This is a genomic window from Streptomyces sp. ADMS, from assembly GCF_033441795.1.
Lineage (GTDB): Bacteria > Actinomycetota > Actinomycetes > Streptomycetales > Streptomycetaceae > Streptomyces.
Window position 1 is genome coordinate 1 of record NZ_JAVFVX010000152.1, and the last position, 13,750, is coordinate 13,750.

Genomic DNA, 13,750 nt, shown 5'->3' on the forward strand with positions numbered 1-13,750 from the left:
CTGCCAGCACCACCAAGCCGCTGTCAGCCTTCAACCGCCAATAGGCAACAGGGTCGGTGGCCTCGTCAAAGAGCTCTGCCTGCTTGGCGGTGGCGACCTGGCCGGGGGTCAGGACGTTGACGCGGATCCGGCGGTCCTTGAGTTCGTTGAGCCAGATGCGGGCCCATGCCTGCTGGACAGCCTTGCTGCCGGCGTAGACGCTCCAGCCGGGGAAGGCACCGAGGGAGGCGTTGGAGCCGGTCATGAGGATGGAGCCGCCGTCGTTGAAGAGCGGGAGGGCCTTCTGGACGGTGAACAGGGTGCCGCGGGCGTTGAGCCCGAACCAGGTGTCGAACTGGGCCTCGGTGATCTCGCCGAGCGGGGCGGGCTCGCCACCGCCGGCGCTGGCCCATAGCACGTCGAGGCTTCCCTTTTCCCGCTTGACGGTGTCGTACAGGCGGTCCAGGTCATCCAGGTTGGCGGCGTCGCCCTGGACGCCAGTGGCGTTGCGGCCGATCTGCTTCACGGCCTCGTCCAGGGCGTCCTGGCGGCGGCCGGTGATGAAGACGTGCGCTCCCTCGTCGACGAACAGCTTCGCACCGGCCAGCGCCATGCCGGTGGTGCCGCCGGTGATGACTGCGACCTTGCCGTCGAGCTTTCCCATGGTCATTCCCTTGGGTCGGTGGTGCCGTGTGTGCCTGGGGCGACGGTGTTAAGTACACCGCCTTGTGTGCTTAACGTACGGGGCAAGTGGCCGGGATGCAAACTATGTACACCGGTCGTTACCCGGCTGCGGTACGCTGGGCCCATGACAGAGTTGGAGAAGGGCCCCACGGGCCGCCGCCGCGGCCGGGGCGCTCGCGAGCGCATCATCAGCGCGGCCCAGCAACTGTTCCGCGAGCAGGGCATCAACCGCACCGGCATGGACCAGCTCTGCGCGGCGGCCGAGGTGTCCAAGCGAACGGCCTACCAGCACTTCACCGGCAAGGACGAACTCGTCGCCGAGTACCTGCGCCGGTTCGACCCCGCCGTTCTGTCCGGTGTGTTCGACCGCACCGACCTCACGCCCCGCGAACGGCTCCTCGCCGCCTTCGACATCCCCCCCACCACCCCCCTGTGCCCCTACATCGCCGCCGCCGTCGAACTCCACGACCCTCAGCACCCCGCGTCCCAGTACGCGCGCGACTACAAGAAGGCCGTCGCCGCGCGGCTCGCCGACACTGCCCGCGAAGCCGGCGCCGCCGACCCTGAACGGCTCGGCGAGCAGCTCGCGCTGCTCATCGACGGCGCCGCGGCCCGCACCCGGGTCCTCGACGCCGACGCTTTCCCCGCCGCCGCCGCCATCGCCGCCGTCCTCATCGACACCGCCATCCCCGCCACAGCCAGCGATGACCGGCGACGGGAGGAAGCGTCGAGCTAACGTGGCACTGCGCAGCCGCACTCTAGGGATCGCGATTTCGTGAGCACTGGTTCCTGCGGCGATGGTCTTTTCCGCACGTGATGAGCACTGCTCGTGGGCGCGGATCATGAGCAGAACGTCCCAGCGGGCTGCAATTGATGGTCGCTCTGCGTGACTCCTGCTGTCTTCGGCCTTCCGCCGGCAGGGCAACAAGATTGCGCGGGTGGTGCGTTGTGAATGAGGTCTCCGTTGGTGTCATTGGGGCGGGTGGTGCACCAAGAATCGGGCCAAATCCCCGGTTTCGGTAACCGGGGACCCGCAGCTACATATGGGAACGCGTGCGTCAGTGACGGCCCTGCGATAGGACGGTCCAGTCCGGCCTCGCGCCAGGTCTCGGTGTTGAGGGTGCTGCGGCCGTCGAGGACCTTCGGGCTCGCTGCGCGGGAGAGGCGAACCGGCACTCGGCGGACCGGCGGAAGAGGCTGGGCGGGGGTATCTGCGGCGACATCGGATCACAGAGCTGTGGGCGAACGGACGATCATGGATAGACGACCATTTCGAGGACTCTGCCTACATGTTCAGCACCCTGCGGGATGGCCGTGTCATTCATTGCGTACTCGTATGCGGCCCAGAGACCAAGCGCGAAGTCGTGGTAACTCGTTGTGTGCCATTCCGCTGCCGTATGCGCGTGGGGAAACGCCTCCTCCGCTGTCCGGCCGTGGCGGTCGAGGAGGACCCATAGAGCTTCGGCCGGGTCAGGCAGGTGGGCACTACTTTCACCGTTCTTCAGCGACCTGATCCACCCATCAGGAGTGCTCCGATAAAAGTCGATCTGCGGCATTCCGGCAGCCCACCGGCCGTGCCGAAGCCCGGTGTGCCAGTGCGACTCGCAACCCCGGCACGCCTCGGGCGTGTGCAAACCTGGGGTGTACTTGGGGATGGTCAGCGACTGGGCCACGGCGTCGCTGAAACGCCTGCGGCCTTGAAAGGTTCCGTAGGAAGTGACGTTGCTGTACGCGTCACGCTTGTGCTCGAACACGGCCAGGACCCGGTTGTCGGCGTTCAAGATGCCGAAGTCGGGCCCTGGGTTCGCGTTCGGGGTCCAGATCCACAGTTCTTGACCGCTGACGACTCGGTCCCGCTGAACTGGTTCCACTCCGGCCAGCAGGGCGCTATGAACGAGCCAAGCGGTGTAGGAGCCAACATGCTCGAAGAGTCCGAAGATGCCGTCTGTGGCGTCGCGCTCGCTGAACTCACCTGCTCGCGGGATCAGTCCGTGGTTGCGCATCCGCGCTATCAGATCGTCCCCTGCCATGCCATCGCCCCCGTGCTCTGTGTCCACTGGTCGCTGAACTCTCAGTCAGGGTATGGCTCTTCGCCGCATGCCGACCGGCTCACCTCTCCCGATGCGGCTCGCGTAGCTCGTCCAGCAGGGCGATCAGGAGCTTCGCCTCCTTGATGAGGGGTTGGCCGCGGGGTGTCAGCCTGACCGGCCGTTTGCGGTGGTTGAACACGTCGAACCCGGCGCCGTCCTCCACCAGGCGAAGGTGCGCGTTGAACGTCGTCCGGGGGATGCCGAGGGTGAGGGCTGCCGAGCGGCGCGTGGGGTATCCCGGCACCAGCACCGCGCTTCGCAAGGCGGTCAGACTGTTCTGGCGGATGCTGATGCGGCGTATGGCCGGCGAGAGCTCCACCGGCAGATCAGCGAACGGATTCGAGTGGACGCGTGGCGGAGGGACGTGGCCGCGGAGAGGATGACGAGGGATCTCCCATGCGTCGAGGAGGTTGGTGATGCTGTTGCCGCCGGTGTTGAGCTCCCGTCCGATGTCCGCGGCCGTGCGCCCCTTGACGTGGTACTCGGTCCTGAGCCAGGTCCGGTCGACGGACCGGGCGAGTTCACCGGCGGCGCGACGCGGCCGAATCGGGATTCCGGCCTCTCTCAAGGAGTAGCGGACGATGCCCGCGCTGCATCCGGCGAGCTCGGCGATGTCCTTCTGCTGCATCCCCTGGTGTTCGTAGAGGTGGCGCAGACGATCGGGCGCAAGGTCACCTTTCCGAGGAGTGGGGTGACCTGGCCCTCGGGGTTTGGGTGGCCTCGGGGCGCTGATCCCTCGGCTCTCCAGCAGCAGCCGCAGTTGGTGCATGGTCAGGCCGAGATTCTTGGCCACGTCGCTGGCGGGCGGTCCTGGGGCCAGGAGCGTGGTCAGCCGGTCCGCGGCGACGTTCAGCGGGGCGACGGGCAGCACGATGCCGTCGAGCCAGTCGTCGGGCGGCTCCCACCACACCGGTTCGTTGATTCCGTGGGCGGCGAGGATGGCACCCGCCTGATCGGCAAAGAAGGCACGGAGATCGGGATGCAGCCGGTAAGCGAAGCGGTGAGCCCAGGCAGGCGGGTGGTTGCTCCGGTAGGGCTCGTCTCCCAGCAGCAGGCGGCGCAGTTGCCAGCGGGCCCGCTCCTGATGGACCGGTGTGAACTGGCGGCTGCCGAAGCTGCGGCAGATCTCGCGGTGCCGCCTCTCGTCGAGGCCCAACTCTGCGCTCTCGTCGGCGAACAGGGCACGCCTTCGGGCGTAGTCGATCGGGACGGTGTGCATGTCGACGACGTGCGCGAAGTGCGCCAGGGTGCTGGCGATGTGGTCCGCGTCCACGAAGGCCAGCAGTGCCTCCTGTTGGCTGCGGAAGTGCCTGTTGCCCATGAGCCGACTGGCCTCCCCGTGCCCGACCGGGCCTCCGGGGATCAGCATCAGGTTCACGCAGGCGCGACGCATGCCGCCGATCCGCGGCTGGTGCGCGGCCTTGGCCGGCAGCAGCCGCAGCATCCAGGACGGCCAGAGCATCCCGGGCAGCTTCGCCGCCCGCTGGCTCACCTCATCTTCGGAGAGCGAGGGAGCCGCAGCATCGGGGGTCGCCGTTCTGTAGCGCAGCCGGGCCTTGAGGGTGAGCTGCCCGTCCGAGGCTCTGAGGATCCGCGAGGTCACGCGCGGTCCGGCTGGCCTCCAGTTCCCCAGGTCCGAGGTGGGGTGGTCACGAGGGACGCCGATCGGCTGCCCGTGGCCACGGTGAAGCCACGCGAACAGGTCGTCGCAGGCCGGGTGTTCAAGGTCCGTCGCGATGGCGGCCAGGGCCGTGCCGACGGCGATGTTGTGCGTGTCGTGCACTTCATGCGTGGCGGCGACCCGGGGTGTGGTCCCGCCGCACTCTTCGAGGACCTCGCGGACCCCCGGTGGCGCCAACTCGAGCTGCGTGTGGATGCCGCGCAAGGCGCGGCGGCCGAGGAACGACAGCTCGCCGGCGCGCTGGCGTGACGCGGCGCCGTGGTGGTCGGCGATCACGGAGGTGTCCACCGCGTGCTGGGTCGCGAGGACGGCCCCGTCCTTGGGCAGGCGGACCGCCGGCGCCTGGGCAAGGGGGAAGTCGCAGCGGACGTCCTGGCCCCGCAGAATGATCCAAGACCGGCAGGTTTCCGGTCGCGGCACGGCGCGGTGCCGGCCGCGGGTAGCGACGGGCGGAGCGTTCCCGCACTGGGGGCACTGGTCGAGCATTATCAGTTCGTGCCAGGTGCAGGCGAAAGTCCAGCCGAGGCGCCAGCGCAGTTGCCACCGCGCCGGCTCCTCCTCCAAGCAGGCTGGACAGTACCGGGACGTGTTGCCGTAGTGCCGCCAGTTGGGCGGACACCGCAGACGCCGTGATACCGGGTCGATGCGGACGAGGGAGCCGTCGTATGGCTCCAGGGTCATCGCGGTCAGCTGCTCGCCCCCGATCCCTGTGCGGCGCTGGAGCACGTCGCGTTCGTCCTCGGTCAGGCGCCGCACCATCTTGCCCAGCGTGCCCATCTTGCGCGCGGACACATGGGGCAGGCCGAGATAGTCGACGAAGTCCAAGGTGTTGATCCGGAGCCGTTGGGCGTACCGCTCCAGCCAGCTGTCCAGGGCCTCCCCCGAGGCGGGCAGCACCCCAATGGGGATGCGCTCGTCGGTCCAGCCGGTCATGCGGACTTCCTCTGCTGTCGTGGGTCCAGGGTGAGCCGCGTGGTCTTGAGGCCGGCCTTGATCTCAGCTTCCAGTTCCTTGCGGGCCTCCTCGGCCGCGGCATCGTTCTTGACCTGGTTCATCAGCTCCTCGTCCAGGCGCTCGTGGCCACCCCGGATCGCGCGCAGGCAGCCTCGGTTGATGAGCGACATGAGGGACGCGAAGTGCCCGGTGGAGCGGGCGAAAAGGTAGTCCGAGAGGTGTTCGGCGAGCATGCCGGGGTACTTCTCGGCCAGGACGAGCTTCTTCTCAATTGTCTTGAGCAGCTGGTTCCACTGGAGGCGGCCCTCGTCGTCATTGATCTGGAAGGGCGGCAGCGTCAGCGCCGTGGTGCGGCGCCCGAACTGGGCAAGCGGGCTCTCCCTCGGCGAGAAGCCTTCATGGAGGATGCCGCGTTCCTGGACGCCGACGCCGACGTAGATCAGGGTGACGGGGAAGACGTTGGAGAGGTACTTGAGCTGGTTGGCCATGCGGATCGAGTTGGACTTGTTGCCGGCCAGGAAGTGGATGTCGTCGATGATCATGGCGACGGTCTTCATCGACAAGACCGCGTCCACGGCCCGCTCGGCCAGGGTGTCGGCATCCCCCTTGACGGGCAGCCCGTAGAACCGGCAGATGGCCGCGTTCAAGCCGCGGATCTGTGTGTTGCCGCTCAGCGCGATGTAGATGATCGGCACTCGGCGGGCGCCTGCCGGGGTGGTGTCTCCGCGCAGGTTGACCTGCCGTTTGAACAGGTCGCAGCCGTATGCGCGGACCGCCGTGCTCTTGCCGAGCCCTGGGTGGGCGTCCACCAGGGCGGCCGGTTTGGTCTTGTTGCCGTCCTGCCGGTTCGACTCGACGATCTCGCGCAAGTCCGCGTGAAGTGCCAACAGTTGAGGAGTGTCGATGGGGCCGATATTGGCGTGCCAGACCTCCCGGTTGTCGTTGTGCACCGAGCGCGCCCTCGGTGAAAGGCCCGCGAGCTGGGCCCGGCTCAAGTGCTCGGGCCGGATCCGGTCCGGGCCGTAGACCTCCTGCAGCCAGCCGGGCAGCCGGGTCGGGCTGTACTGACGGTCGTCCCCCTCGAACGGCTTGGCGTCCTCGGCTCCGCCCTCCGTGCTCAACGGCTCTCCCAGACGTCGGCGTAGTAGTCGTCCTCGTCGATCACGACGGCGTTCTCCTCACCCGGGAAGGCCGCTGCCAGCTCGTCGTCCTCGTCATCGTCCCCGCCCGGGACCTCGTCCGCGCCGTCCACGACTCGCAGGTCCGGACCTTCCGCACCGTCCAGATCAGTCCCGCCAGGGCCTCCGGTGGCGGCCAGCCGCCGAAGCGATGGGAGGGAGGCGACGACGTCCGTCTCGGCGGGCGCCTCGTCGGCGCCGACCATGCGCAGCCGCTCCTGCGACAGCCGCACCGCCATACGCCGCTCGGTACGATCTCGCGTCAGCCCCGCACCCCAGCGCTCCAGCAGCTCGACCAGGGCGCGCTTGGTGTCCGGGAACCGGTCCTTCTGCCGGGCGAGCCGACGGGCGTACCCCAGCGCCTCCCGGCTCACCGGAGTGCCCAAAGCAGCGGCGTGTTCCCAGGTCAGGACGTGCCATTCCCGCGTCGTCGGATCCTGGAAGTACGCCTTGGTGACGTCGCCGGAGTCGATGGCGATCGGCCACTTCCCCGCGTCCACCCCCCGGAAAGGACTGGGCTGGTTGCGGTAGTCGTCGAGTCCGTCGCCGTTGTAACGCAGGCCGTCGATGTCCACGCCGTAGTGGTGGATCGGGACGCGGAACTCCTCGAGGAAGTCCAGGGCGAGATGGGGACGCAGCGGAATCCGCAGCGGGCCGGCGCGGGTGACGCCGTGCTCGAACATCTCCAGCGGGCTCAGCTTCAGTCCCGGCACCTCCGGGATACACAGCCCGCGGTGGCGCCGCCGGTGATACACCGTGGTAATCCAGTCCCGGATGATCGCTTCGAGCTCGTCGAGGAAGAAGTACGCCTCGTCCTCGACCTTCTCGCCGCGGCTGTGCACGTCGGAGCCCTTGTAGCCGGGCAGCGCGGCCAATAGGCCCTGATTCAGGGTCCGGAACCAGCGCTCGACCGGCTTGTCGGTCGGGGTCTTGGGCCGGGCGGGCTGCAGCGAGATCCGCAGCTTCGCGCAGACGCTCTTGATGTGGTTCGACAGATAGACCTTGCCATGGTCGAAGATGATCGTTTCCGTGGCGACCGTCGGCAGCAACGGCTGACCATCCCGGTCCACCAGCTTCTCCGCGTCGACCACCACGGTGGAGGGCACCCCGGCATACGGCAGCGGCTCCCCGCTGCCGTCGCGGACCTCGCGCGGACGCACTGTCTCGTACAACACCCCAGCAACGTCCACGGACTTCGTCGACACCGGCGTCAGCCGCAGGCCCACGATGCACCTGCTGTACAGGTCCATGGCGACGGTGAGTTCGCACCGGACCCACCGGCAGGTCAGCGGCTCCATCGCGAAGACGTCCAGGCTGTTGGTGTCCAGGACCACGTACTCGCCGGGTCGCGTGGCGCGCAGCCTGCCGTACGTGCCCTGCGGGGCGTCCGCGATCGACCGCTTGCCCTTGGTGCTGCCCTCGAACGCGTTGGTGCCCTTGGACAGTTGCCGCAGCAGCTCATAGCCCATCGTGCTCGCCGGCAGCGGCACCGTGCCTTCCCCGTGCTCCTTGACCAGCCGCTCCTCGATCTCGGTGAGGATCAGCCCCCGCACCGGACGGCTCGCCTTGACATGCGCCTTCAAGACCTCCTCGGCCATGTCCACCCAGCGGTGATCCGCCCGCTCCACCACGCTGCGTACGGGACGATCGATGACAAGCCCGGCCGGGCCGGCCTTCTTGAACGCCGCGGTCCACCGGCGGATCGTGGTGACCCCGACGCCCAGCTCAGCGGCCTTGACGGCATAGCGGTGCAGCAGCGGCATTCCCGGCGCGAAGTCCGCATGTGGCTCCCCGTCCAGCGCCAAGGTTGCGTCGCCGAGCCGGTATCCGGTCAGGACCTCCTGGAGGTGCTGGACCTTCGCGGTCAGCTCGTCGTCCTCCTCACGAGCCAGGCCACTCAGCAGCACGGCGGAAGCCGTCGACTCCTCCGGGGCCGGCGCCAGGATTTCGGTCGTGGGATGGGCGAGCAATACAGAGATGTCGATCTGCCGCAGCTTCGGCGGCCCGACCACCGCGGACTGGCGCAGGAGAATACGCCGTCCTTCGATCTCCGCGACGGTGAACTGCTCACCGTCGAAGGCGATCGGCAGCCCCGTCCGCAGCGTCGTCGTCCACTGATTCATCCGTGCCTCCGCAGTACGCATTCGCCTGACAGCGACTGGGCTGAGAGGTCGGTGGTCAGCCGCCCCGACCACAGCAGGGCCATCAGCGCCGGACGGGCTTCTTCGGGCTCGCGGTCCCCGGCCAGGCGTCGCTCGGCGAGCGCCAACTCCTCGCCGTCGACGACCTCCTGCCAAGCGCGTTCGACTTCGTCGACGGGTACGACGTCGGGGTGCCGATAGGCGGCGAGGAACCTGATGTTCTCCAGCAAGGTCGGCTCGGCGCCCGACCAGATCTCGTACTCCCAGCCATGCCGCTCGATCAGGGCTCCCGGCCAGGCCAGGGCCTGCGCGACCTTGGGGTCCTGCAGGCGCGAGGCCGGTTTGACGTTGACGACGCGCACCGTCCCCGAGCTCATCACCAGGAGGAAGTCCGGAACGTGGCTGCGTACCTTGCCGTCGATCCGCGCCACCATGCGCAGGGGCTGGGCGTAGATGCCGCACACCGACGGATCGAAGTCGGCGAGCAGCAGACGGGCCAGCTCCAGACGGCTCTCGTAGACGACCTGGCCGCCCGTTGTCGCCGAGGCGTAGTCGCCCGAGTAGTGCGCCATCCCGTGTACCGAACGAACCCGGCGCCACGGCTCCGACTCGTCGAAGTCCCTCAACCGCAGCAGGTTGAAGGGGACTTCGCGAGTCGACCCGTCGCTGTACCGAATCGACGCTGTCGGGGCCTTGTTCTTGCTACGGCCCCTCCTCGGGCGCTGCGTGGTCATACTGAAACGGTGCGAACTGGACGCACCATCCAAACCGGAAGATCGTTAACGGCCGAAAACTGACAACTACTGAACGTCACCGCTGCCCATGATCACGCGGAAATGTCCAAGCGGTGTCCATGATCACGCGGAAGTGTCCACGGAACCGCGGAACCTAGACGCACGTCTCCTTGCGCAGCGACTCCAAGTGTTTGCCGTGATTCCAGGCGAACCGGCGAGCCTGCAGCTCCATCGCCGGATACTCAGGCTGAGCCGTCATCTGCTCCGAGTGCTTGCGGTAGTGGTAGACCACGGTCGGCAGCAGGGCACCGCGGGCAGCACCGGTGACGCCGACGAAGTAGGCGTAGTCCTCCCCCTGAGGCAGAGCAGCATAGCCACCGCTCGCGCGCACAATCGCGGTGCGAGCCAGGAGCGTTGTCGGTCCGATGGGAATGGTCGAATCCGGGGACGCCCAGTACCGCCAGACATCACCAGGCGCATGAAAGCCCGGAGGAGTTGAGCAGCGCCATGGTGTGATCGAGCGGTCCGGGTGAAGGTCTGCCGACCAGCCTGCACACCAGCCCAAATCGTGTCTCTGCGCATAGCGTAGGCGCACGGACAACGACTGCGCGGGCAGTACGTCGTCATCGTCTGACGTGGTGAGCCAGTCCGCACTCACCTCATTCACGGCGAAGTTGCGCGCGGCGCCAGCCCCTACCGGCTTCGGAAGCGCGACGACCTTCACCCGGGCGTCCGCGCGCAGGACTTTGGGCACGCCCTCCTCGGACACGCCGTCGAGGGCCAAAACCCATTCCCAGCCCAGGTCCTGCTCGCGCAGGCTCGCATACAGCTCCAGCAGGTACGCGATCCGGTCCGGGCGCAGCCGCGTGGGCGTGACGACGGCAACCTCAGCCTCAGGCGTGGAATGCACAGGAGAACTACCTTTCAACGCCTCGGTGATCGATGAGGCGTTCAACAACTGGCTCGCCGCGACACCCGATTGAGTGGACCAAGGCCCGGTCGGAAGCGCCGTCACGTACATGTCCGGTACGTTCAATACCAGGTCACCGGCCACCGAGCGCCTCCGTCGGCCGGAAAACGTCCGGTTCGACCTCTCTGTGGCAGTGCCCGACGCCGCCCGGCCGGCACGCGGCCGGAGACGTGTGGACCTACTGGACAAGGCCCGAGGACACCATCCCGATCGGGCCGACCACGATCCTCGCGCGCACCGATCTCGTACGCGCATCCCCGATGGGCGGGCTCATCCAGGGCGAGGACTACATGACAGCGATCGGCGTCACCTGCCTCGCGCCGGGCATCCTGCTGCCCGTCCCGGTCTACCGCTACCGCAAACACCCAGGTCAGATGACCCGCCAGGACGGCTATGACGTTCTGGAGCCGGGGGCTCGGCGGCATGCGTGGAACTACGGACGCAGCCTGCGAGCCATCCTCTCCGGCCGGGAAACGAGCGATGCGGCCGGGGTGGTCTGATGTCTTCCTCCGTCACCCCGGCCACGCTCGACTACCTCGCCCAGCGTCTGGACGAGCTGGCCGCACAGTTGCCCAGCAGCCCGGACGCTGTCGACCTGGTCACGCTTGCCGACGACATTGGCACGCTGGGCCATCACCTGCAGCACGCCATCGAACGCGCGCAGGAACGGTTCACCGCGCCGGAGACGGTCTATCCGCCCGAACGCGTCGCCCTGGTCCGGCTCGCCAGGGCCGCCGCCGGTATCGCGCGAGCTCTGGACACGCTCGCCGAGGCCCTGACCTACGCCACGACCGGCTTCCAGCGCGAGGCCGTGGAGGACCTCGCCCACTCACCTCTGCGCAACGACCCCGAGGTTCTACGGATCATGACGGCCGAGAAATACGTCGCGGCCCGCGCCCGCCTGCGCCACACCGCCGCTGCCCTGCGCACGGCATCCACACCGGCTGGGTCATCCACGCCTCGAACGACCGGGCTACGGACCCAGCCTGCTGCTGGCCCGCAGCCACGGCAGCCGAACCGCCACTGAGCCTGTCGAAGGACCCCCGAGATGCTCCCGAACCCTCCTGCCGAGATCCGGCTTGCCTACAGCCGTGCCGCCGGTCTGGTCGCCATCGCCCACGGCGAGCAGTACCGGTGGGCCAACACCGCCTTGGAACAGGCCGGATTCACCAAACGGGACGACGGAAGCTACAGCACGCCCGGCCCCGACGTCCGCGCTGCCGCCGCGAAGCTGCTGCCCCTCGCCCAGCGCCACCACGCCACCGTGGGCGTCAGCCCCCGTCCGTTCCTCGGCGACATCGCCGACCGAATCGCAGCCCGGCTGCCCGGGACGTGGACCGCGCAGGTCGAGATCTACGCCCATCCCGTCTGGCAGGGCGATCTGCTGCCCTGGTTGTGGGACGGCGGTGAACTCGTTCGGGCCGTGGAGGACCAGCGGGTGCCATACGCGGCGACGCTCACCAGTGACACCGGCGTCGAACTGCTGCTCGCGGAACGGGGCGAGGATCCCCAACTCGGCTATCTGGTCGGGGCGCTCGCCTCCCCCAGGAGTTCGACGACAGCTACGACACCCCCTACGCACCGACCAGCATCGTGCTCCCCTCCCAGCCGGACGTGGCGGTCGAGGCCATCACGGATGCGTTCCTGCCTGCCTACCACCGGGCCCTGCACGCACGGCGTCTGGACGCCGTGATCACGGCACTTGACGAACTGCGCGCCGCGTACGACGAGGTGACGGCGATCTGGGTATCCGGCCGCTCCAGCGACGGCACCCTCCTCGACTGCCACGGACTGAGGGAGGCGAACAGGACCTTCGCCGAGCGCGCCTGGCGCACCTTCCAGCCTGTCCTCACCCACGCCCCCGGCCTGTTGAAACAGTGCGGTGTCACGGTCACCGGACGTTCCGCCGACGCCGACATCGTGGCCCAGCTGAGCGAGACACTTGCCGCCAGCCAGGCAGCACTCGACGCCTGGCGGCTCCGACACCACCCCGGCTCGGCCCAGCCCTGGCGCCTGGTGCCGCCGGCCGAAGTACGCACCCGGCTCGGCCTGCAGGCGGTGCCCGCCATCGAGACCTGGCTCGCCGGGCGCGGCGCGTTCGTGCGCATCGCGCGCTCGGCCGAGCCCAGCGGCCCCGCCCGGCCGCCCGTCGGCGGGAGCGTTCCCTGCGCCCAGCCCGCCGTGCCACGCCCCTCACATCCACCAGCCCCTCGCCGCTGACCAGCAGAAAGGATCCCTCTCTGTCCGACCACTTCCGCTTCCGCCACCATCCCGAACACGGGTTCGTCGCCACCGCCGCTCCGAGCTTCACGCCCCACCTGGCCGAATGGTTCCTCGTCCGCGAGCAGTTCGAGCCCGTCCCCTTCTCGCCGGGCCTGTACCGGCTCACCGAGCCCAACCGCGACGGGCTGCGCCGCACCCGCCAAGCCGTCCACGACCTGCGCAACCTCGGCTACCGCGTGCGGGACGACAGCGCACTCGATCCCGCCCACGCATCAGCTCCACCCCGGCCGACGGCCAGCAACGACCTGGCCGAACGGCGCTCCCGCATCGCACGGGCCGCCGCCGTACGCCCCTCCCGGATCACAGCCCTGGCCAACGCCGCACCGTCGGCGCCGCCTGCCGCCGCCGATAAAGCCCCGGCTGCCGGTCAAGGACGGAGCCGGTGAACCTGACCAGCGAGCCGATCCGCATCACCCGCGGCGAAGGCGGCGAGGTCGAAGTCGAAGGACCGTACGACGAGTTCGCCGCACGCATCCTGGCCCACGCCGGATTCATGACCTTTCCGACGCTGCGCGGGCAGTGGGTCCGGCTGCCCTTCGACCTCGGCCGCGCCTGGGAGAACGAACACGCCAGCTGGGCGGCCGACATGCTCACCGCCGCCCGCTACCACGTCGACCTCGACCCGGACCTGCGACCCGGCCCGCCCGACGAATCCACGCCGCCGACGACCCGCCGTACGAAGGCCGCGATGACCGCCCAGCCCGCACCGCCCGGTAGCGCCCGGCGCCCTCGCCGCTGATCCCGTGAATGGAAACACCTCTCCCCAATTGACCACGATTGATCATGCGGTCGGCCAGGCCCCGGCCGCCGCCTCGACTTCCTATCGCGCTGTGCTGGGCAGCCGGCATGTCGCCCGGCTGCTCGGCGGCACTCTCATCGGACGCATGCCCAACGGCATGGCGCCCGTGGCCATCGTGCTCCTGATCACCTCCCAAGGTGCCTCCCTTGCCTCCGCCGGACTGCTGAGCGCCCTGTACGGGCTGGCTGGCGCACTCTCCCAGGACCCTGTTGCCCATTCGGCTACGCGGCGAGGCTGAGTTCGAGTCGGGCGAGGTG

General features: G+C 68.6%; 13 protein-coding genes and 1 pseudogene. 7 read left to right on the forward strand and 7 right to left on the reverse strand.

Annotated elements, in window-relative coordinates; all coding sequences use genetic code 11:
* A partial coding sequence (locus RB628_RS36445) for an SDR family NAD(P)-dependent oxidoreductase (protein ID WP_318324927.1) occupies window positions 1-643 on the reverse strand: 643 nt, incomplete at its 3' end.
* A 144-nt stretch (window positions 644-787) separates the two neighbouring features.
* On the opposite strand from RB628_RS36445, the gene RB628_RS36450 reads away from it, so the two are divergent.
* On the forward strand, window positions 788-1,399 hold the full coding sequence (locus RB628_RS36450) for a helix-turn-helix domain-containing protein (protein WP_318324928.1): 612 nt from the start codon (window positions 788-790) through the stop codon (window positions 1,397-1,399).
* A 517-nt stretch (window positions 1,400-1,916) separates the two neighbouring features.
* Here RB628_RS36450 and RB628_RS36455 read toward each other — a convergent pair.
* From RB628_RS36455 to RB628_RS36480, 6 genes are all read right to left on the reverse strand, one after another.
* On the reverse strand, window positions 1,917-2,693 hold the full coding sequence (locus tag RB628_RS36455; RefSeq protein ID WP_318324929.1) for a hypothetical protein: 777 nt from the start codon (window positions 2,691-2,693) through the stop codon (window positions 1,917-1,919).
* 79 nt (window positions 2,694-2,772) lie between these two features.
* Window positions 2,773-5,367, reverse strand: a complete 2,595-nt coding sequence (locus tag RB628_RS36460; RefSeq protein WP_318324930.1) for a TniQ family protein — start codon at window positions 5,365-5,367, stop codon at window positions 2,773-2,775.
* The gene (locus tag RB628_RS36465; RefSeq protein WP_318324931.1) at window positions 5,364-6,509 is read right to left on the reverse strand and encodes an AAA family ATPase; all 1,146 of its coding nucleotides are present in this window, start codon (window positions 6,507-6,509) and stop codon (window positions 5,364-5,366) included. Before RB628_RS36465 ends, RB628_RS36460 begins: the two co-directional genes overlap by 4 nt.
* On the reverse strand, window positions 6,506-8,689 hold the full coding sequence (locus RB628_RS36470; protein ID WP_318324932.1) for an integrase: 2,184 nt from the start codon (window positions 8,687-8,689) through the stop codon (window positions 6,506-6,508). Before RB628_RS36470 ends, RB628_RS36465 begins: the two co-directional genes overlap by 4 nt.
* Window positions 8,686-9,441, reverse strand: a complete 756-nt coding sequence (locus RB628_RS36475) for a TnsA-like heteromeric transposase endonuclease subunit (protein WP_318324933.1) — start codon at window positions 9,439-9,441, stop codon at window positions 8,686-8,688. The genes RB628_RS36470 and RB628_RS36475 overlap by 4 nt, the downstream gene beginning before the upstream one ends.
* 154 nt (window positions 9,442-9,595) lie before the next feature.
* Window positions 9,596-10,495, reverse strand: coding sequence for a glycosyltransferase family 2 protein (locus tag RB628_RS36480; protein WP_318324934.1), 900 nt, complete (start codon window positions 10,493-10,495; stop codon window positions 9,596-9,598).
* Between the two features lie 29 nt (window positions 10,496-10,524).
* Between RB628_RS36480 and RB628_RS36485 the strand changes: the two are divergent.
* The 6 genes and pseudogenes from RB628_RS36485 to RB628_RS36510 all read left to right on the forward strand — a co-directional run.
* Window positions 10,525-10,911 (forward strand): annotated as a pseudogene (locus RB628_RS36485) (glycosyltransferase); the annotation flags it as partial.
* Window positions 10,911-11,438, forward strand: coding sequence for a hypothetical protein (locus tag RB628_RS36490; protein WP_318324935.1), 528 nt, complete (start codon window positions 10,911-10,913; stop codon window positions 11,436-11,438). The pseudogene RB628_RS36485 and the gene RB628_RS36490, both read left to right, overlap by 1 nt.
* Window positions 11,439-11,459: 21 nt before the next feature.
* On the forward strand, window positions 11,460-12,104 hold the full coding sequence (locus RB628_RS36495) for a hypothetical protein (protein ID WP_318324936.1): 645 nt from the start codon (window positions 11,460-11,462) through the stop codon (window positions 12,102-12,104).
* Window positions 12,101-12,631 carry a hypothetical protein gene (locus RB628_RS36500; protein WP_318324937.1) on the forward strand — a complete coding sequence of 177 codons (531 nt, stop codon included), beginning with the start codon at window positions 12,101-12,103 and terminating at the stop codon, window positions 12,629-12,631. Before RB628_RS36495 ends, RB628_RS36500 begins: the two co-directional genes overlap by 4 nt.
* 445 nt (window positions 12,632-13,076) lie before the next feature.
* Window positions 13,077-13,433 carry a hypothetical protein gene (locus RB628_RS36505; RefSeq protein ID WP_318324938.1) on the forward strand — a complete coding sequence of 119 codons (357 nt, stop codon included), beginning with the start codon at window positions 13,077-13,079 and terminating at the stop codon, window positions 13,431-13,433.
* 28 nt (window positions 13,434-13,461) lie between these two features.
* Entirely contained in the window at window positions 13,462-13,731 is a 270-nt protein-coding gene (locus RB628_RS36510) for a hypothetical protein (RefSeq protein WP_318324939.1), read from the forward strand.
* The last annotated feature ends 19 nt before the right edge of the window (window positions 13,732-13,750 follow it).